This is a genomic window from Caulobacter sp. P4_E5 (assembly GCF_056401555.1).
On the sequence record NZ_JBFUJD010000010.1, the window covers coordinates 23,353 to 41,474 of the forward strand.

The 18,122-nt window shown below is 65.5% G+C and carries 20 protein-coding genes and 1 pseudogene; 16 read left to right on the forward strand and 5 right to left on the reverse strand.

Going from position 1 to position 18,122, the window contains the following annotated elements:
* Window positions 1-2: 2 nt before the first annotated feature.
* Both AC1DSO_RS05085 and AC1DSO_RS05090 read right to left on the reverse strand, forming a co-directional pair.
* Window positions 3-497, reverse strand: a complete 495-nt coding sequence (locus AC1DSO_RS05085; RefSeq protein WP_477067817.1) for a PIN domain-containing protein — start codon at window positions 495-497, stop codon at window positions 3-5.
* 3 nt (window positions 498-500) lie between these two features.
* Window positions 501-1,541: an ImmA/IrrE family metallo-endopeptidase gene (locus AC1DSO_RS05090; protein ID WP_477067818.1), complete on the reverse strand. Its 1,041-nt coding sequence runs from the start codon at window positions 1,539-1,541 to the stop codon at window positions 501-503.
* Between the two features lie 156 nt (window positions 1,542-1,697).
* Here AC1DSO_RS05090 and AC1DSO_RS05095 point away from each other — a divergent pair, with 156 nt between their 5' ends.
* From AC1DSO_RS05095 to AC1DSO_RS05115, 5 genes and pseudogenes are all read left to right on the forward strand, one after another.
* The gene (locus AC1DSO_RS05095; RefSeq protein WP_477067819.1) at window positions 1,698-2,948 is read left to right on the forward strand and encodes a nucleotidyltransferase domain-containing protein; all 1,251 of its coding nucleotides are present in this window, start codon (window positions 1,698-1,700) and stop codon (window positions 2,946-2,948) included.
* Entirely contained in the window at window positions 2,945-3,385 is a 441-nt protein-coding gene (locus AC1DSO_RS05100; protein WP_477067820.1) for a type II CBASS E2 protein, read from the forward strand. Before AC1DSO_RS05095 ends, AC1DSO_RS05100 begins: the two co-directional genes overlap by 4 nt.
* Window positions 3,386-3,388: 3 nt before the next feature.
* On the forward strand, window positions 3,389-4,543 hold the full coding sequence (locus AC1DSO_RS05105) for an SAVED domain-containing protein (RefSeq protein WP_477067821.1): 1,155 nt from the start codon (window positions 3,389-3,391) through the stop codon (window positions 4,541-4,543).
* 502 nt (window positions 4,544-5,045) lie between these two features.
* Window positions 5,046-6,104: pseudogene (locus AC1DSO_RS05110) on the forward strand (DNA methyltransferase); the annotation flags it as partial.
* Window positions 6,105-6,194: 90 nt separating this feature from the next.
* On the forward strand, window positions 6,195-6,737 hold the full coding sequence (locus AC1DSO_RS05115; RefSeq protein ID WP_477067873.1) for a restriction endonuclease: 543 nt from the start codon (window positions 6,195-6,197) through the stop codon (window positions 6,735-6,737).
* A 144-nt stretch (window positions 6,738-6,881) separates the two neighbouring features.
* Here AC1DSO_RS05115 and AC1DSO_RS05120 read toward each other — a convergent pair whose 3' ends face one another.
* The 3 genes from AC1DSO_RS05120 to AC1DSO_RS05130 all read right to left on the reverse strand — a co-directional run bounded on the left by AC1DSO_RS05120 (window position 6,882) and on the right by AC1DSO_RS05130 (window position 8,544).
* Entirely contained in the window at window positions 6,882-7,340 is a 459-nt protein-coding gene (locus AC1DSO_RS05120; protein WP_477067822.1) for a hypothetical protein, read from the reverse strand.
* A gap of 168 nt (window positions 7,341-7,508) precedes the next feature.
* Window positions 7,509-8,168 (reverse strand): hypothetical protein, encoded by a 660-nt coding sequence (locus AC1DSO_RS05125; RefSeq protein ID WP_477067823.1) that lies wholly within the window; start codon window positions 8,166-8,168, stop codon window positions 7,509-7,511.
* Window positions 8,152-8,544, reverse strand: coding sequence for a hypothetical protein (locus AC1DSO_RS05130; protein WP_477067824.1), 393 nt, complete (start codon window positions 8,542-8,544; stop codon window positions 8,152-8,154). Before AC1DSO_RS05130 ends, AC1DSO_RS05125 begins: the two co-directional genes overlap by 17 nt.
* A gap of 431 nt (window positions 8,545-8,975) precedes the next feature.
* Here AC1DSO_RS05130 and trbB point away from each other — a divergent pair, with 431 nt between their 5' ends.
* From trbB to AC1DSO_RS05185, 11 genes are read left to right on the forward strand one after another with little or no spacing between them, the layout of a single operon-like run.
* Window positions 8,976-9,890, forward strand: a complete 915-nt coding sequence (gene trbB, locus AC1DSO_RS05135) for a P-type conjugative transfer ATPase TrbB (protein ID WP_477067874.1) — start codon at window positions 8,976-8,978, stop codon at window positions 9,888-9,890.
* 12 nt (window positions 9,891-9,902) lie between these two features.
* The gene (locus AC1DSO_RS05140) at window positions 9,903-10,274 is read left to right on the forward strand and encodes a TrbC/VirB2 family type IV secretion system protein (RefSeq protein WP_477067825.1); all 372 of its coding nucleotides are present in this window, start codon (window positions 9,903-9,905) and stop codon (window positions 10,272-10,274) included.
* A complete protein-coding gene (locus AC1DSO_RS05145; protein ID WP_477067826.1) occupies window positions 10,274-10,540 on the forward strand; it encodes a VirB3 family type IV secretion system protein in 267 nt (88 codons plus the stop codon). Before AC1DSO_RS05140 ends, AC1DSO_RS05145 begins: the two co-directional genes overlap by 1 nt.
* 2 nt (window positions 10,541-10,542) lie before the next feature.
* Window positions 10,543-12,981 (forward strand): conjugal transfer protein TrbE, encoded by a 2,439-nt coding sequence (trbE, locus tag AC1DSO_RS05150; RefSeq protein WP_477067827.1) that lies wholly within the window; start codon window positions 10,543-10,545, stop codon window positions 12,979-12,981.
* Window positions 12,978-13,697, forward strand: coding sequence for a P-type conjugative transfer protein TrbJ (trbJ, locus tag AC1DSO_RS05155; protein WP_477067828.1), 720 nt, complete (start codon window positions 12,978-12,980; stop codon window positions 13,695-13,697). Before trbE ends, trbJ begins: the two co-directional genes overlap by 4 nt.
* Complete coding sequence (gene trbK-alt, locus AC1DSO_RS05160) at window positions 13,694-13,915, forward strand: putative entry exclusion protein TrbK-alt (protein WP_477067829.1); 222 nt, start codon at window positions 13,694-13,696, stop codon at window positions 13,913-13,915. The genes trbJ and trbK-alt overlap by 4 nt, the downstream gene beginning before the upstream one ends.
* The gene (gene trbL, locus AC1DSO_RS05165) at window positions 13,912-15,150 is read left to right on the forward strand and encodes a P-type conjugative transfer protein TrbL (RefSeq protein WP_477067830.1); all 1,239 of its coding nucleotides are present in this window, start codon (window positions 13,912-13,914) and stop codon (window positions 15,148-15,150) included. Before trbK-alt ends, trbL begins: the two co-directional genes overlap by 4 nt.
* Entirely contained in the window at window positions 15,150-15,836 is a 687-nt protein-coding gene (gene trbF / locus AC1DSO_RS05170; RefSeq protein WP_477067831.1) for a conjugal transfer protein TrbF, read from the forward strand. The genes trbL and trbF overlap by 1 nt, the downstream gene beginning before the upstream one ends.
* The gene (trbG, locus tag AC1DSO_RS05175) at window positions 15,833-16,642 is read left to right on the forward strand and encodes a P-type conjugative transfer protein TrbG (RefSeq protein WP_477067832.1); all 810 of its coding nucleotides are present in this window, start codon (window positions 15,833-15,835) and stop codon (window positions 16,640-16,642) included. Before trbF ends, trbG begins: the two co-directional genes overlap by 4 nt.
* Window positions 16,639-17,802 (forward strand): TraB/TrbI/VirB10 family type IV secretion system protein, encoded by a 1,164-nt coding sequence (locus tag AC1DSO_RS05180; protein WP_477067833.1) that lies wholly within the window; start codon window positions 16,639-16,641, stop codon window positions 17,800-17,802. Before trbG ends, AC1DSO_RS05180 begins: the two co-directional genes overlap by 4 nt.
* On the forward strand, window positions 17,799-18,026 hold the full coding sequence (locus AC1DSO_RS05185) for a DUF2274 domain-containing protein (RefSeq protein ID WP_477067834.1): 228 nt from the start codon (window positions 17,799-17,801) through the stop codon (window positions 18,024-18,026). The genes AC1DSO_RS05180 and AC1DSO_RS05185 overlap by 4 nt, the downstream gene beginning before the upstream one ends.
* Window positions 18,027-18,122: the final 96 nt, after the last annotated feature.

Genomic DNA, 18,122 nt, shown 5'->3' on the forward strand with positions numbered 1-18,122 from the left:
GCTTACCCGCCCTCATAGCGGGCTAGGCGGAGCGAGACTTCGGCCTTGGGGAGCCGGCATCGCGGGTGGCTCGACGTTTTGAGCAGGGCGCTCGCTAAGGCACCGTGATCGCAGACGCCTTCAGCCTCGAGTTGGTCGAGCACCCAGAGCGCGCCATGGACGTCCACTTGGTGGGCTTCGGCCGCTCGCCTCAAGCCCGCGTCACCCGTCAGCAGGGTCCACTGCCTAGCTTGCGCCAGAGCGAAGGCGAACGTGTCCGGCAATGAGAGTGAGCGATCGGCTCTCGACAGGATGGTGGCGCTCTGCACCTCGGCCGGCGCCAGTTCCTCCACCCGCAAGCCCAGGGCGAGGAGCCGATCGCCGAGCGGCCCGGCCAGCTCGCGTTGAAAGAGCAGGTCGGGCACCACGAATTCCGCGGCCAATCCGAATGCCGCCTCCAGGATCTCTCCGCGTTCCAGGTCGATGATGATCGACGTATCCGAAACGAGGACGCCCATGGATCAAGCCGCCTGTTCCAGGCGGGCGTCCAGCTCACGCACCGAAATGCCGAGCATCTCGGCCGCGCGACTTTCGCCGATGACGTTTTCGGCCAGGGCCCTGAGGCAAAGCCGCTCAAAGCGCTTGGGTTCTTCCTCTTCGGCCTGCATGGAGGCGGGCTCCTCGAACGGCGGCGATCGCCAGCCGCGTTCGTCAAATTCGCGATAGAGCGCCGAGAACGCCTTGGCGTCGATGATGCCGAGATCCCGGCAGCGGAACGTGATCGCCTGGACGCTGACGCCGAAGCGCTTCTTGAGCGCCACCAGTTCGCCGATGCTGATCATCGAGCGATGCGCGCCGACCTCTGCGCGCACGACATCGGCGGGCATCAGAAAAGCGCCCGCGAACCGGTGCGCGGCCTTCTCATCATCAACGCCCGCCGCCGGCGTCATGACCATGTGGCCCAGTTCATGGGCGAGCGTGAAGCGCTTGCGCTCGGCCCAGATGTGCCGCCGCACCACCACGACCCGCGCCGCGTCGCGGCCGTGGCGGCGCACGCGAGCGGCTAGGCCGTCGATATCCTCAAGGTCCAGCGACAGGACTTTGATGCCCCGCTCTTCCAGAAGTTCCGCCAGTTTGGGAATGGGATCATGGCCCAGACCCCATTCCTCGCGCACGGACCGCGCGGCGCCTTCGGCGTCGCGAATGTCGCTGACGGGATAGGGCGCGCTACGCGGCTGTTCCCAGTCGGCGCTTTTCAGCTGCAGAAGGTCCTCGATCGCCAAATAGCGCTCGAGCATCTGGATCGTCAGCGCCTCGACCGTCGCCTCCTCCTTGGCCGACGTCTTCTTTCGGAAATCGACGCCTTCTAGAACCAGCTCCTCGTCGCTGAGCAAATAGCCTTCGCTGACCTGCAGAGCCGCTGCCAGCGCCATCAATATCCGCGACCCAGGCATGTCCTCGTTGCGCTCGTACTTGCCGATAGCCTGCGGCGACACCACGCCGCCCATGCGGTCGGCGAGGGCGCGCAGCGACAGGCCCGCAGAAGCCCGCGCCACCTTCAATCTGCGTCCAATCATGACCTGCTCCTCGTTGTCGGTTTACAAAAATCGCATTTGATGGTTATTTTGTAAACCGAAAGGCCTTGAAGGCCCCCAGTCCCTGCCCAAGTACCTGAAGAGATAACGCTGTTTCGCCCATTTTTGTAAACCGAGGACCCCATGGCCTGGTCGCCGCCGCAGAATGATCCGTTCTCCGATCCGCTGGACGCGGTGCTGGCCGAAATCGCCCTGAACCTTCAGCTGCCTCCGGGACTTCACGCCAAGGCCGTCGAACGGTCCGAGGCGGTCCGCAAATACATCGAGCGGCCGGGCAGCCCGCTTTTCGGTCGGGTGAGCTACTTCTACCCGCAAGGCTCGATGCGGATCGACGCCACGATCTCCACCCGCGGCACTGACGACGAATACGACATCGATATCGTGGCCGAGATCTTCGGCGGCGATCCGCGCCCCGAGGCCCTGCTGGACGACCTCTATGCGGCGCTCGCCGATTATCCGGTGCAGCGCGTCGTGCGCCAGACGCGCTGCGTCACTGTCTACTATGCCGACGGCATGCACCTGGACGTGACGCCAGCGCGGCGCACGGCGGCCAAGGACAAGGAAAGCGTCATCGCCCACGCCAAGGGCGGCGCCGGCGCCGAGCCGGGCAACTACGTGCCGATGAACGCCTATGCGTTTGGCCAATGGTACACCGACCGCACGCCGACGGAGGAGACCTTCGCCAAGGCGATGAACGAGCGGCTCTATGCTCAGGATGGAATGGTCTTCGCCGAGGCGGAGTCCGACGACGTCCCGGCTCAGACGCCCCTGATCATCAAGAGCGTCACCACGGTGGCGCTACAACTGCTCAAGCGTCATCGCAACATCCTCTACGCCGACGCCACCGGCCGCATCCCGCCCTCGATCCTGTTGTCGTGTCACGCCGGTCATGCGGCCGTACCTGGCATGCGCCTGGCCGAGATGCTGATCCGGCAGGCGCGCTGGACGGCGCGCGCGATCGACGAGGCCGCCCGGCTGGGCCGGCTCTTGTCGGTCGCCAACCCCGAGCATGCGGGGGAACTGTTCACCGACCGTTGGCCCGAGTCGCAAAGCCAGCAGCAGGCCTACGCCGCCGCGCTCCATAAACTCGCTAACAGTCTGGAGGCGCTACGGACCGCCGATGTCCAACTGGAGGACTTGCAGCAGTGGATGCGCGCCCAGTTCGGGGAGCGCGTGGTGACCCGCTCGATCCACAAATTCAACGAGCGGCTCGGTCGGCAGGTCAAAGCGGTCGAGCACGGCTACACGCGCAATGGCGGCCTTTGGACTCCGTCGACGCCGAAACTGGCCGGCCTGACCAGTGGCACCGCCTCGCTTCTGGCGCCGGTCGCCGCCCGCGCTCACACCAATATGGGCGAGCGTCGCTTCCGATGATCCTGACCATCGACCAGCAGATCGAAGCGATGCGCGCCGTCTGGTCGACGTTCAAGCTCGTTCGGCGCGAGGGGCGGGCGGCGATCTGGCGCGGAACGGTTCGCCCGCTCTTGCAGACCTATATGGTCGAGGTCTTCTATCGGGCGCCGTTGGCCCTGGAGCATGTTTCTATCCGACGGCTCCAGCCGCAGGTGGAGATCCTCCATCCGCAGCTTCGGCCGCGACCCGGCGACCCGGAGGGCATGCTGCCGCATGTCTACTACGGCGCTGACGGCGGGGTGTCGCTTTGCCTGTTGGATCCGGACGCCAAGGAATGGTCGGCCTCGGATCTCATGGCGGAAACCACGGTGCCATGGACCATCGATTGGCTCGCCGCTTACGAAGGTTGGCGGGCGACCGGCCAATGGACGGCGCCAGGGCGCCATGTGGAGGCTTGAGCGATGGCCAAGACGCGCATCCCTCAGAAGACTCAGTCCGCGCTGTGGGCGCGGGCCGGCGGACGCTGTCAGTACCGAGGCTGCAATCGAAGCTTGGTCGGCGACCTGGAAGCGGGGCGGGAGGACGGCACGTTCGGCTTCATCGCCCATATCGTCGCTGATGCGCCGGACGGTCCGCGCGGTTGTCTCATTCGGTCACCCTTGCTCGCTAAATCCCTCGAGAATCTCATGCTGATGTGCGGGAAGCATCACAAGGAGATCGATGTAGACGGCCCAAAGGACCACCCCGAAGCCCTGCTCTTGGAAATGAAGCGGGAGCACGAACTACGGATCGAGCTGGTGACTGGTGTGGATCAAGATCGCGCCTCCCATGTTGTTCGGTTCGGGGCGAGGATCGGCCAGCACGAAGCCTTGGTCTCCACGCGCGATCTGTTTCTGGCCATGCTGCCGCATAACCACCCCGCCAGCGGGCGCACCATCGATTTGGATATCGTCGGCTGCGCCTATCGCGATGACGAGGCGGACTACTATCGCTACCAGCGCGACAACCTGCGGCGGCAGTTCAATGCCCAGGTGCTCGGGCGGATCGAACGGCAAGAAATCCGCCATGTCAGCGTTTTCGCGCTCGCGCCTCAGCCCCTACTGATCGAAATGGGCCACCTGATCGGCGACATCCTGCCGGCTCAGGTCATGCAGCGACACCGCGAACCGGCTACCTGGGCCTGGCAAGAGGACACGCCGCCGCTCGTCTTCAAGGTCGCCGAAGGCGATGGGTCCCGCGCGGGGCCGATCGCCCTGAAGATCGGCCTCAGCGCGACCCTTACGGACGAGCCGGTGACGCGGGTCCTGGGGTCCGACGCTGTGATCTGGTCGATCACGGCCCCTGAGCCGCATAACGACATTCTGCGAAACGCCGCTGACCAGGCGCGCTTCCGCTCGACCGTTCGGCGCCTGCTGGACCGTATCAAAGCTGTTCACGGCGAGGGCCGGGAAATCCATCTCTTCCCAGCCATGCCCGCGTCCCTTGCCGTGGAGCTAGGCCGCGTGTGGATGCCCAAGGCGGATCTGCCGTTGGTTCTCTACGACCGCCAAGGATCGCGCTTCATTCCGACCTTCAYGCTTGGACAAGACGAGATTACCCAAAGGCTGGCGAGTTGATGCTCACGCGATCGCGCTCAGTCGATCATCGCTTATGGAGCAGTGGCGGAGGTCGTGTTCCTGCGGCGGTCCCAGAGTTTGGCAATGGCGCGAGCTACACCCTCATCGCGGAAGCCCGGCGATGAAGTCGTAGATCTAAGGGTCGAAGATTTCGGTCGGATCGTTCTCTGGATTGGCTTCCGGATCTGTTTGATCTGCGGGCTGAGCTTTCTTGACCTTGGGCATCTCGATCATGATCGCGTCTGACAGGTTTGCGGAACCTGTCGCTTGTGCGCTAAAGGGCCTGCTGGACTTCAGAGAACGACGGCGAGTTCTTCGAGCCTTATGGCGCGCGTCGCCGGCGCCGATTTTTGGAGCGGCGATCGCTAGCGTTCTAACCACTGACGCTAAGCCGCGGCGCTTGGGGAGTCGACCATAGCGGGCAAGCTTTTCACGCCTCAACCGTGTTAACTATTAATTGTGGATAAGTCGAGATGCTTGAGCCTTCGAACTTGGGGGCACCATGCGAAAGCTCTTTTTCGGAGACAATCTCGACATCCTGCGGGAGCATATCCCCAGTGAAACTGTAGATCTCGTCTACCTGGACCCGCCCTTTAATTCCAAGACTGACTACAATCTTCTATTTCGCTCGCCCGACGGCGAAGCTGCCGGAGCTCAGGCGCTAGCCTTTCACGATACATGGCGATGGGGCGAAGCCGCCGAGGTCGCGTTCAAGGATATCGTCGAAAGTGGCGGCGCGGCGGCGCGGCTGATCTCGTCTCTCCGACGCTGGATGCATGAAAGCGACGTCATGGCTTATATAGTCATGATGACAGCGCGACTGCTTGAATTGCATCGCGTCCTAAAGCCGACGGGGAGCCTCTACCTGCACTGCGATCCCAGTGCGAGCCACTACCTAAAACTGATGCTGGATGCGATTTTCGGAGCTGCGGCTTTCAAAGGCGAGATAATTTGGAAGCGCACCAACGCACGCGGCACCAAGGGTAAATGGCCAGCTCCACACGATGTGCTGCTGTTTTATGCGAAAGGCGCGGACTTTACGTTCAATCCGCAACTCGGTGCGGCGGACCTCCAGAAGATCCCGCATACGCTCATCACAGGTGCCGATGGCAAAAAGTACCAGACCTACGAGCTGACCGGCGCGGGCCTGCGCAACGGCGAGACTGGGCGCGAATGGCGGGGTTTCAATCCGTCGTCCTTTGGACGTCATTGGGGTAACCGAGAGATCGAGCGGGAGGCGCTAGATCTGCAGGGTCTCATCCACTGGCCGGCCGGCGGCGGGTTTCCACGTCGACGAGCAGCCGAACCCTTCGATCCGAGCGCGCGAATGGTCATTGTCGGAGATGTCTGGACCGACATTGACCGGCTCAACCAAGCCGCCCGCGAGCGGCTGGGCTATCCGACCCAAAAGCCTCTGGCCTTGCTGGAGCGGGTCATAAACGCCTCGACAAATCCCGGTGACGTTATTCTCGATCCGTTCTGTGGCTGCGGCACGACCGTCCACGCCGCCGAGCGGCTCGGGCGCCAGTGGGTCGGCATCGACGTCACCAACTATGCCGTCAAGCTTATCCAGTCCCGGCTGGAGGCCGCGTTCACGAACCTGAAGATTGACGTCGATGGGCGGCCGCGAGATTTCGCAGACGCCCGCGCCCTGGCTGAGCGAGACAAGTATCAGTTCCAATGGTGGGCCTGCGACATCATTGGCGCGCAGCGATACCGAGATCGCCGAAAAGGTGCCGATGGGGGTGTCGATGGAGAAATCTTGTTCCTCAACGGACCGCGCGGGGTGGGCCGCATTATCGTCTCGGTGAAAGGTGGTAAGGCGCTGGGGGTTGATGCCGTCCGAGAGCTTCGAGCCGTTGTCGATGAGCAGGAGGCCGATATGGGCGTACTGGTCTCGCTGGCCGATCCAAGCAGCGGCGCTCAAAGCGCAGCGGCCTCAGCCGGGATCGTCAGAACTGCTCATGGGCAGTTTCCCCGAATCCAATTGGCGCCGATGAGCGAGCTCTTCGAAGGGCGCCGGCCGAGACTTCCCGTGGCCGCGCCCGCCGACTTACTGCGGCCGCCGCCCAAAGCGAAGGCCAAGGCCGCAGACAAGCAGATGGCCTTCACCTTCTCCTTTGAAGGCCAGCGCTACGCCCGGCCTACCATCGAAGAGGGTGTCGTTCTGGATCCGCGGCTGTTGGTCGGCTGAGAGGCTCAGGAGCGGCGGCCGGCAAATCCAACGGAAGTTGCGAAACCGACGGCGGGTTGGTGCCAACTTCCTCAGAGTAGCTTCGAAACGTCGCCTTTCTGAAGGTACTTGAAAGTCGGCTTTTGGCGCGACATCGCCGCTTGATCACGAGCCCTGCGTTAATCCGCCAGTACCTCCGACGCCATGATCCGCGGCGGTGAGATCTGCTGGAGTGCACAGCACGACACTGGCCGCGAACTGGCCGTTATCCTCATCAACGGCGGTGACCCGCCAGCGGCCTCCACGGAGTGCGGGGCGCCAGGGATCCGCGTCCTCGTAGCCGCGGCCAGGAACGCCGTGGACAATGACCACGTCCACGAACCCGTCAAACTCCATCAACGCTCGCCTAAGGTGCTCCAAGCGCTTTCTATTGCCCGGCTTGTCGCGCCAACCCGCATTATCCTCAGCGTGCACCGTGGTATCGACCCAGGGGCGCCCATTCGCAAAGCCCATCTCCTTGCGCCAAAGAGTGATGCAAATCCCAGTGGCGTTCTCGGCGCTCCAATGCTGGCGCGGATTGCTTACCTTGTAGCCCAGCGCTTCAAACGCCGTGGTGAACTTCATGCGTTTTCCTCATAGGTTTTGGCACGCAAGGCTGTTCAGTCGCTCTATGCACAAACGCAGCCTTCAGTTAGCGGGGTGTTGCCAGCCGCGCCGCTGCGCAGTCACGCGCTAACGTTCACAAGGCCGCGCTTGACCTGCTCCGAGCCGAAACCGCGCGGGCAGGGTGGTTCAAGGCTTCCACTGCATAAGTGCTGCCTTCAGGCAGCCATGCAAGTAGACGACACCTGTACCTGTCGGGAAAGCGTTATGCACATAGGTGCCGCCGTAGTGCTTGATCAGGTCTCTGAGCGTTGGAGACCCCGCGGCGCGAGAGACGAGAAACGGGTGAATCGTCGGGCAGTCCGCATGCAACCCAACGATGCCACGACCCACACCAAGCGAAAGGTCGTTCTTGTGGAACTTGGCTTCAATGTGGAGGCGTGTGCCGGCGTGGCCGGGGTCTTGCTTGGTTGCTCGAGCATGTGTGGCCGCTGACCCGCTGAGCGCTACTACGTCGAACTCGTGGAGAACTCCGGATTCACCCCTAATTTTGATGCCCAGGTGAAGTTCGCCGCGACATCCGCGACTGGGGTGCGAAAGCGTGGCGTAGGTGTAACTCTTCTTGCTGTTTAACCGGCCAGGCCCCATCCGGAAGGTGAACTCGTCTTTCGCCGCGCCGGCGTTGACGAAGTCCACGTGCCAGTGTTCAGACCGAGCAACGTCGACGGCCTCAGCCCAAAGATAAGCCTCGTAGTAGTCGTTCACCTGGGGTTTTGCACCAGGGTAGAACTTTGCCGAGGCACCTAGCAGCGCCTTGAGTTGGTTTTCAAGGTCAGCGAGCTTGGTCAACAATTCGCTCCCTCAGATCTGCGATCGTTTCGCGGGCCTGGTTTGCGATCGCTATCCATTCGGCGAGATCGTCGAGCGTCAGCTTCACGCCCGCACCGTCGGCAGCACCGTCTCGTCGGTCGCCAGCATCATCTGGATCAGGCTTGAAGGCTATGATCCTGGCGCCTAGCAGTTTCATTGTCCGCGCCGCCATCGTCGGCGCGTCGACCAGAACCGCTTCGTATTCTTCGAGAACGCGGCGTAACTCGCTGCGGACATTGGTGTCAGGACGGTCTTCCGGAAGGGCGTGTCTCGGCAGTGCAAAGCTGGAGTGGCCGAACTCGCCCAGGCTTGCCCGTAATCCGCGCAATAGGGCTTCCGCTTCTTCGTCGTCCAAAATCAGCCTCCCCGCATTAGCAGCCGGTTTGCGCGGTTCTAGCTAAGCGCGTCAAGTGGGTCGCCGTCCCACTTCTGCGTGCGGGGGAGCGAGATTTTTCGGCACGCTGCTGAGCATCCACACGGCGCACGAAGCGATCCTGGGCGCGAGCCGTGAGCTTACGCTTACGCTTCCGATTTCGGTGTCGATCTCGGACCCAAGTCAGGCTGGCGACGAACGCCAAAAACCGGCGCAGTTCGGTGACTCGCGGCAATCCCTCTGTCAGGGCTACTGTGATATGCCGTCAGGTTGTCTTTTGTAGCCGCTGATTTCTCGGCGGATTTGGCTGTTGAGGTCGGCGTGAACGCGGTCTTCTTACTCGTCCCCGTGAACAACGGGGATGCGCCGTGGAGCCTTCCAAATCCGATCCGGAGATATCGCGCAGCCATCGCATGCTGCGCACGGCCTTGGGTCCACTGCTGCTCGCGCGGCTGGAAGATCCTGGCGTCGCCGAGGTCATGCTCAACCCCGATGGGTCGGTCTGGATCGACCGGTTCGATGTCGGCCTTCGGCCCGCTGATCTGACGCTGAGCGCCGCCGACGGCGAGCGGATCATCCGGCTAGTCGCCCACCATGTCGGGGGCGAGGTGCATGCCGGTCGGCCACGTCTGGCGGCCGAACTACCCGGCGGCGGCGAGCGGTTTGAGGGGCTGCTGCCGCCCCTGGTTGCGGGCCCGACCTTTTCTCTGCGCAAGCCCGCCAGCGTGGTCTTTCCGCTCGGCGCCTATGTCGAGCAGGGCGTGATGAGCGCCGAGGCGGGCAGGGCGCTGGCCCTGGCGGTCGTCCAACGGCGCAACATCCTGGTGGCCGGCCCGACCTCGAGCGGCAAGACGACCCTGGTCAATGCGCTGTTGGCGCAGGTGGCCGCGCTTGATGAGCGCGTGATCCTGATCGAGGACGTTCGGGAGCTGCAATGCCCGGCCCGCAATGTTGTGGCCCTGCGCACCCGTGACGGCGTGGCCAGTCTCGCCGACCTCGTGCGCTCGTCCCTGCGCCTTCGACCCGACCGGATCATCATCGGCGAGGTTCGCGGGCCGGAGGCTCTTGATCTGATCAAGGCCTGGGGCACCGGGCATCCGGGCGGCGTGGCGACGCTGCATGCCGGCACCGCGCTCGGCGCGCTGCTGCGCCTTGAGCAACTGATCCAGGAGGCGGTGGTCACCGTACCGCGCGCCCTGATCGCCGAAACCATCGACCTCGTGGCGGTCATCACCGGCCGCGGCCGCCAGCGTCGCCTGGTCGACCTCGTGCGTCTCCAGGGCCTTGGCCCCGACGGCGCCTACCAGCTCACCCCAGCCCTGACCTGAAGGAGAGACCCCATGTCCCATAGTCTCAACGCGCCCGGCGTTTCGTTTCAATTGCCGCGTCCGCGGCTCTCGCGTCTGACCCTGCGGTCGTTGGGAGCCGGCCTCTCGGGGATGGCCATCCTGGTCGCCAGCCACGCCCAGGCGGCCGGTTCGTCCATGCCCTGGGAAGAGCCGCTGCAGCGGATCCTGGAGTCGATCGAGGGGCCAGTCGCCAAGATCATCGCGGTGATCATCATCATCGTTACGGGGCTGACGCTGGCGTTCGGCGACACCTCGGGCGGCTCGCGCAAGATGATCCAGATCGTCTTTGGCCTGTCGATCGCGTTCGCCGCCTCCAGCTTCTTCCTGTCGTTCTTCTCGTTCGGCGGCGGGGCGGTCATCTGATGGCTGGCGATCGCGCTATGGGGTTCGCCGCGCCCGTGCATCGGGCTCTGACTGAACCGATGTTGCTGGCCGGCGCGCCTCGCGCGATCGCCTTGGTCAATGGCACCCTGGCCGCAGCCTTGGGCCTTGGTCTTCGCCTGTGGCTGGTTGGCTTGCTGGTCTGGGTGACGGGCCACGGCCTGGCCGTCTGGGCCGCGCGCAACGACCCGCTGATCTTCGAGGTTGGGCGCCGGTCGGTTCGTATCCCCGCCCGGCTGGAGGTCTAGCGATGCTGGATCTTCGCGAATACCAGCGCCGACCCAAGCTCCTGTGCGACTACCTGCCTTGGGCGGCCCTGGTCGCTCCGGGCGTGGTGCTCAACAAGGACGGGGCGTTCCAACGCACCGCCGGATTCCGCGGCCCGGACCTGGCTTCGGTCGGTGACACCGAGGTGGCCGCCGTCGCCGCGCGGCTGAACAACGCCCTGCGTCGATTGGGTTCGGGCTGGGCGCTGTTCGTCGAGGCCCGCCGCGATCCGGCCATGGCCTATCCCGACAGCGTCTTTCCCGACCCGGCCTCGGCTCTGGTCGATATCGAGAGGCGCCAAGCCTTCCTGGAGGAAGGCGCGCACTTCGAGAGCTGTTATTTCCTGACGCTGGTCTACCTGCCGCCAGCCGAGCGGACGGGTCGCCTGGAGAACCTCTTCGTCGAGGGACGAGAGCAGGCAGGCGTTGACTGGCGCGCTCAGTTGGCCGGTTTCATCGAGCGCTCGGACCGTCTGCTGGCGCTCATCCAGGGGCTAACCCGCGAGGCGGCCTGGTTGGACGACGGCCAGACCCTCGGCTTCCTGCACGGTGCGGTGACGACCCAGCGCCAGACGGTGCGCATTCCCGAAATCCCTATGCAGTTGGACGCGCTGGTCGCGACCCAGCCGCTGGACGGAGGCCTGGAGCCCCGACTGGGCGGCGCGCATTTGCGGACCCTGACGATCGTCGGCTTTCCAAGCCAGACCCTGCCGGGCTTGCTGGATGAGCTCAATCGTCTGGCCTTCTCATACCGCTGGTCAACGCGGGCGCTCTGCCTAGACAAGGCTGACGCCAACCGGCTGATCGGCAAGATCCGGCGTCAATGGTTCGCCAAGCGCAAGTCGATCGGCGCCTTGCTGCAGGAGGCGTTGACGCAACAGCCCTCGGCGCTGATCGACAACGATGCGACCAACAAGGCGGGGGAGGCCGACCAGGCCCTGCAGGACCTTGGCGGCGACGCCGTCGCCTATGCGCTGGTCACCGCGAGCCTGGTCGTCTGGGACGAGGATCCCGTCCAGGCCGACGCCAAGTTGGCCTTGGCCGAGAAGGTCATTACCGGCCGCGACTTTACGATCATCAAGGAGCGGATCAACGCGGTCGAGGCCTGGCTAGGAACCTTGCCGGGTCAGACCTACGCCAATGTCCGCCAGCCGCCGCTGTCGACGCTGAACCTGGCCCATATCGCGCCGCTGTCGGCGGTGTGGGCCGGGCCTAGGTGGAACGAGCATCTCGGCGGTCCGCCACTGCTGATGGCCAAGACCGAGGGCTCGACGCCGTTTCGGCTCTCCACCCACGTCGGCGATGTCGGCCACATGATGGTGGTGGGGCCCACCGGGGCGGGCAAGAGCGTGCTCCTTGCGCTCCTGGCGCTGCAGTTTCGCCGCTACGCTGGGGCCCGGATCGTCGCTTTCGATTTTGGCGGTTCGATCCGCGCGGCGACCCTGGCCATGGGCGGAGCCTTTCACGATCTCGGCGGCGTCCTGCTCGATGCGGACCGACCAGCCGTCGCGCTTCAGCCCTTGGCCGATCTCGACGATCCCGCTCAACGGGTTTGGGCGGCCGACTGGGTCGTCGGACTGTTGACGGCCCAAAGCGTGGACGCAACGCCGGCCATTCGCGATCACGTCTGGTTGGCCCTGGCGAGCCTGGCGTCCGCCCCGGTTCAGGAGCGCACGCTGAGCGGACTTGTCGCGCTGCTGCCAACCCTCGACCTGAAGAACGCATTGGCGCCTTACACCCTGGCTGGACCCTGGGGGCGTCTGCTGGACGCCGAGCATGAAGCGCTTGCCGATCATGCGGTTCAGGCCTTCGAGACCGAAGGGCTCCTGGGGACACCTGCCGCCGCGGCTGCGCTCGCCTATCTTTTTCATCGCATCGAGCGCCGCCTGGACGGGCGTCCGACCCTGATCCTGATCGACGAGGGTTGGCTGGCGCTCGATGATCCGGCGTTCGGCGCGCAGCTGCGCGAGTGGCTCAAGACGCTGCGCAAGAAGAACGCCTCGGTGGTGTTCGCCACCCAGTCCCTGACCGACATCGACGCCAGTCCCATCGCGCCGGTGATTGTCGAGAGCTGTCCGACCCGGATCTTCCTGCCCAATCCGCGCGCCCTGGAACCGCAGAGCGGGGCGATCTACGCCCGCTTTGGCCTCAGCGCCCGTCAGGTGGAGATCCTCAGCCGGGCCACCCCCAAGCGAGACTATTACGTCCAGTCGCGGGCGGGCGAGCGTCTGTTCGACCTGGGCCTTGGGCCGATCGCCCTGGCGCTGTGCGCGGCCTCCTCGAAAACCGACCAGGCCGACATCGCCTCGGTTTTCCAAGCCCATGGGCCCGAGGGCTTCGCCGCTGCCTGGCTACGTCACCGCCGGCTGCCATGGGCCGCCGACCTCCTGGCTTCCATCATGATTGCGGAGTCCTCCCGATGAAGTTTTCTCGACGCCGTCTGGCGGCGCTCCTGTGCGGCGCCACCGCGATCCTTGGCGCGCCAGGTCTTGTTCCCCACGCCGTGGCGCAGGTGGCGGTCTATGACCCCAGCAACTACGCCCAGAATGTCCTGCAGGCCGCCCGCGCCCTGCAGCAGATCAACAACCAGATCACCAGCCTGCAGAACCAGGCTCAGATGTTAATCGGCCAGGCGAGGAATCTTGCCAGCCTGCCGTATTCGTCCCTGTCGGCTCTTCAAACCCAAGTCGCGGAGACCCAGGCGCTGCTCGGCCAGGCGCGGGCCTTGGCCTACAATGTGCGCGATATCCAGGACGCCTTTCATCGGCGCTACGGGCTGGCCGATCTCCTGGCTAGCGACGCCGACCTCGCGCAGCGCGCTGACGAGCGCTGGACGACCTCAGTCGCCGGATTTCAGGACGCGCTGACCGTCCAGGCCGGTGTCGTCGAGGGGCTGGAGACCAGCCGCGGCGAGATGCAAAGCCTGGTGTCGGCCAGCCAGGACGCCAGCGGGGCGTTGCAGGCCGCGCAGGCCGGCAATCAGCTGCTTGCCCTTCAAGCTCAGCAACTTTCCGCGCTGACGGCGGTGGTTGTCGCCAACGGCCGGGCTCAGGCGCTGGAGGCTGCCGATCGCGCCGCGGCCAGAGCAGACGCCAAGGCGCGCTTTTCCAAGTTCATGGGAGCCGCACCGCAGCCATGACCCGGTCCCTCATCTGGGGGACCGTACTGATCATCTTGCTTGGGGCCGCTGTCTTGGCGGGCAGAGCGTCCCAGGCGCCACCACCGATCAAGGCCGCGAGCACCGCACCGGTCGATACCGAACTGGCGCGATGCCGGACGGCCGGGCAGGGCGACCTTGCTTGCCAAGCGGCCTGGGCCGCGGCTCGCGACCGCTTCTTCGGGCGGCCGGCGTCATGAGCGACACCGGCGTCATCGACAGAATGCTGGACGTCTTCACCCAGCACATCGACAGCGGCTTTGGCCTGCTGGGCGGGGAGGTTGGTTATCTGTCCACCACCCTGGTGGCGATCGACATGACCCTGGCCGCGCTCTTCTGGGCCTGGGCGCAGGAGGACGTCACCGCGCGCCTGGTCAAGAAGACGCTCTATGTCGGTTTCTTCGCCTTCCTGATCGGCAACTTTCACAGCCTGAGCCTCGTGGTCCTGAAGGGCTTTTCGGGGCTTGGCCTGAAAGCGTCGGGAGCGGGCGTCTCGGGTGGCGATTTCCTGCGGCCGGGCAAGCTGGCGGCGTTGGGCATCTCGTCCTGCAAGCCGATCCTCATGGCGGCCAGCGAGTTGGGCGGCTTTCCCGGCTTCTTCGAGAACATCGTCCAGATCGTCATCCTGCTGGTCGTGGCTCTGCTGGTGATTGTCGCCTTCTTCGTGATCGCGGTGCAGATCTTCGTGGTGCTGATCGAGTTCAAGCTGACCACCTTGGCCGGCTTCGTCCTCGTGCCCTTCGCCCTTTTCGGACGCACCGCTTTCCTGGCCGAGCGCGTGCTGGGCAACGTCATCGCCTCGGGCGTCAAGGTCATGGTCCTGGCCGTGATCGTCGGCATCGGATCGACCCTATTTTCGGAATTCACCAGCGCCGCTTCGGGGCAGCCAACCTTGGAAGAGGTCCTGGCCATGGCCTTGGCGGCCCTGACCTTGCTGGGCCTGTCGATCTTTGGTCCCAGCATCGCCTCGGGCCTGGTGTCGGGTGCCCCCCAACTTGGAGCGGGCGCGGCGGTTGGCACGGGCCTGACGGTGGCGGGCATGGCCATGGTCGGCGCCGGCGCGGCCCAGATGGTTGCCGGCGGCGGGGCGAGTCTGGCCTCGGCGTCCGGTGCGGCCGGCGCGGCGGGTTCGGGTCCCGGTCCCGCAGCCCCGACGCCGGAAGGACCGACCGGCGGTGGACCTGGCCCCCCATCCGGCAGTGGCGCTGCTGGAGCGGCAGGCGGCCAGCCCAAGGCCATGTCCGCCTCGGGCGGCGGGGATTCTGGTTCAGGAAGCGCGTCTGCTGGGTCCGATAACCCAGAGCCGCCGGATTGGGCGCGCGACCTCAAGCAACAGCAGACCCTGGCCCACGGCGCGAGCCTAGCCGCACACGGCCTGGCCAGCGGCGACGACCACAGTGGCGGCGCCAGTCCCTCTCTCTCGGAGCAAAGCTGATGAACCCCTTCAAGGGAGGCTCGCGCCTGGGCGCGACCCCCGTTCCCGAAACGCCGTACCAGCGGGCCGGTCAAGCCTGGGACGAGCGCATTGGCGCGGCCCGGGTCCAGGCCGCCAACTGGCGCCTGATCGCTGTTGGCCTCCTGGCCACTAACATCGTCCAGTCCGGCGGCATGATCTGGCAGGCCGCCCACGGCACGATCACGCCTTGGGTCGTGGAGGTCGATCGGCTGGGCCAGACAATGGCGGTCGGCCCGGCCACGCGCGGCTACCGGCCGCCGGATCCGGTGATCGCCTGGGCGCTGTCGCGGTTCATCGAAAACACCCGCTCGGTGCCGGCTGATGCGGTGGTCCTGGGCCAAAACTGGCGACGAGCCTACGACTTCACCGACGCGGGCGGCGCGGCGGCGCTTTCCGACTACGCGCGCGGCGCAGATCCCTTCGCTCAGATCGGCAAGGCGCAGGTCTCCGTCGACATCGCCAATGTGGTGCGGGCTTCGCCCGACAGCTTCCGCCTGGCCTGGGTCGAGCGGCGCTATGTCGAAGGCCAGTTAGCGTCCACGCAGCGCTGGAGCGCGATCCTGACCTTGACGATCGTTACCCCGACCTCGGCCGACGCCTTCGTCAAGAACCCGTTCGGCATCTACGTTCGCGCCGTCTCCTGGTCACGGGAGTACAACGCATGATCCGGACCATGCTGATCACCGTATTGGCCGCAGCGACGGCCACGCCTGGAGCTGCCGCGCCCAAAGCAACGCAGGCTCGCCAGCCGCAGGTCGCCGCCGCGACGGAATACCTCTTCGTGGATCGAGCGGTCTATGAACTGGTCGCTTCGCCGGGGCGGATCACCGACATCACGCTCGAGGCCGGCGAGGCTCTGGTGGACGCCAATCCGATCGCGGCGGGCGACACCGCACGCTGGGTGATCGGCGACACCACGAGCGGGGAGGGCGCTAACCGCCGGGTCCATGTCCTGGTCAAACCTGTCCAAGGCGACCTGGCGACCAATCTGGTCATCAACACGACCCGTCGCACCTATCACCTGCAATTGCGCGCTTCGGACCGAGCCTTCCTGTCTCAGGTGGGCTGGCGTTATCCCGCGTCATCGGAAGCCGCGCCGGCCATGATCGGCGCACCTGTCATCGCCGTGCCGGCGCCGTCGGTTCCGCCTGTTGCTGAACCCGCTTCAGCCAATTTCAGCTTTGCCTATCGCGTTACGGGCAATGCGCGGTGGCGGCCTGTGCGGGTCTATGACGACGGCGTGCGCACCTTCGTGGAGTTTGGGCCCGGCGTCGTGCTGAGCGATCTGCCGCCGCTGTTTCTGGTCGGTCCGGACGGCAAGAGCGCCGAGCTGGTCAACTACCGGATTTCCGAACGCCGCCTGGTGGTCGACCGCCTGTTCGATCGCGCCGAATTGCGGTTTGGCCTCAAGCGGTGGCGCCAGCGCGTTCGCATAGAACGTCTGGCCGCGTCGCCGGAGGTGGTCCGATGAGCGAGGCCATCGACGAGGAGCAAAAGGCCATCGCCAAGGACCTGCGCTTGCGCGGCGCGCCCAAGACGGCGACCCGGGTCTCACGAAAGGCGCTAATCGTCGCGGGCGGACTGATGGTGGTTGGGATCTGCGCCGCCTTGGGGTGGTCATTGCGTGAGCGCGACCGCGCTGTGTCCCAGCCCGTCTTTCAACCGGCGGCACCACCGCCCGAACAGATCTCGGCCCTGCCTAAGGACTACCTACAGCGCCGCGACGCGGTTCCCATCTTGGGGCCGCCGCTGCCGGGCGATCTTGGTCGGCCAATACTCAGCGCTCAGCGGGCGCGCGGCCTTGGCGAGGTGCAATCGGGCCCGGCGGACTTGGCGACGCCGAACCCGGCCAATCCGCCCGGCTATGTCGCGCGGCCCGTCGCGTCAAAGGAGGCCGACCCACGCGTTGCCGCCAGGACCGCCGCGCGGGCCAGCGATCTGTTCGCGACCCGGGCGGGGCGATCGGGAACGGCTGCCGGGCCTGCGCTCACGACGCAGYAGGCACCGGTGGCTGACGAGCGTCTGACCAGCCCCGAGCGATTGCAGGCGCCGGCTTCGCCCTACCTGCTTCAGGCCGGCGCCGTCATTCCTGCCGCCCTGGTCACGGGACTTCGATCAGACGCGGCGGGCTTGGCCATTGCTCAGGTCACTCAGGACGTCTTCGACAGCCTGGGCGGCCATCACCTGCTCATTCCGGCCGGCGCGCGTCTGATCGGCGAGTACGCGACCACGACCCAAGCTGGGCAGAGCCGTCTGTCCGTCGCCTGGACGCGGCTGATCCTGCCTTCGGGCCGATCCATCGTCCTGGACAAGCTTCCAGCCACGGATCCGCAAGGCATGGCGGGCCTGCAAGATGGCGTCGACCGGCACGGGGGAGCGGTGCTCGCGGCCGCAGCGCTCAGCACCGTTTTGGCCATCGGCGCAGAGGCTGGGCAGTCGAGCGACGGAAGCGATCTGGAACGCGCGATCCGCCGCGGAGCTAGCCAGTCGGTCAGCGACGTCGGCCAGCAGGCGGTGGGACGGAGCCTGTCCTTGACGCCCACCCTGACCATTCGCCCGGGCGCGCCGCTGCGGGTCTTGTTGGCCCGCGACCTGGTGCTTGAGCCCTATCTGGGGAGTAAGACCCGATGAGCAAGCTGAAGCTGGGACCGCTTGAAGACGAGACGCCCGTCAAACTCAGCCTGGACCTTCCGGCCGCGATCCACCGTGATCTGTTGGCTTACGCCCAGGCCCATGCGGCTCAGAATGGCGGAAAAGCGGTGGAGCCCGCCAGGCTGATCGGGCCAATGCTGGCGCGGTTCATGGCCACGGACCGTGTGTTTGTCCGCGGTCGGCGCGGACGAGCAGAGGCTTAAGGTGCGAGCCCGCCGAGCCAATTGGCATAGGGTGTCTGCTGTTCGATCGCGCTGAGCGCTACGTGGTGCAGGCGATCTGAGAATGGAGGGACGTTC

Coding starts and splice junctions, on each gene's coding strand:
- AC1DSO_RS05085 (WP_477067817.1), bottom strand. CDS start 497: ATGGGCGTCCTCGTTTCGGATACGTCGATCATCATCGACCTGGAACGC.
- AC1DSO_RS05095 (WP_477067819.1), top strand. CDS start 1,698: ATGGCCTGGTCGCCGCCGCAGAATGATCCGTTCTCCGATCCGCTGGAC.
- AC1DSO_RS05100 (WP_477067820.1), top strand. CDS start 2,945: ATGATCCTGACCATCGACCAGCAGATCGAAGCGATGCGCGCCGTCTGG.
- AC1DSO_RS05120 (WP_477067822.1), bottom strand. CDS start 7,340: ATGAAGTTCACCACGGCGTTTGAAGCGCTGGGCTACAAGGTAAGCAAT.
- trbB (WP_477067874.1), top strand. CDS start 8,976: ATGCTGCGCACGGCCTTGGGTCCACTGCTGCTCGCGCGGCTGGAAGAT.
- AC1DSO_RS05140 (WP_477067825.1), top strand. CDS start 9,903: ATGTCCCATAGTCTCAACGCGCCCGGCGTTTCGTTTCAATTGCCGCGT.
- AC1DSO_RS05145 (WP_477067826.1), top strand. CDS start 10,274: ATGGCTGGCGATCGCGCTATGGGGTTCGCCGCGCCCGTGCATCGGGCT.
- trbE (WP_477067827.1), top strand. CDS start 10,543: ATGCTGGATCTTCGCGAATACCAGCGCCGACCCAAGCTCCTGTGCGAC.
- trbJ (WP_477067828.1), top strand. CDS start 12,978: ATGAAGTTTTCTCGACGCCGTCTGGCGGCGCTCCTGTGCGGCGCCACC.
- trbK-alt (WP_477067829.1), top strand. CDS start 13,694: ATGACCCGGTCCCTCATCTGGGGGACCGTACTGATCATCTTGCTTGGG.
- trbL (WP_477067830.1), top strand. CDS start 13,912: ATGAGCGACACCGGCGTCATCGACAGAATGCTGGACGTCTTCACCCAG.
- trbF (WP_477067831.1), top strand. CDS start 15,150: ATGAACCCCTTCAAGGGAGGCTCGCGCCTGGGCGCGACCCCCGTTCCC.
- trbG (WP_477067832.1), top strand. CDS start 15,833: ATGATCCGGACCATGCTGATCACCGTATTGGCCGCAGCGACGGCCACG.
- AC1DSO_RS05185 (WP_477067834.1), top strand. CDS start 17,799: ATGAGCAAGCTGAAGCTGGGACCGCTTGAAGACGAGACGCCCGTCAAA.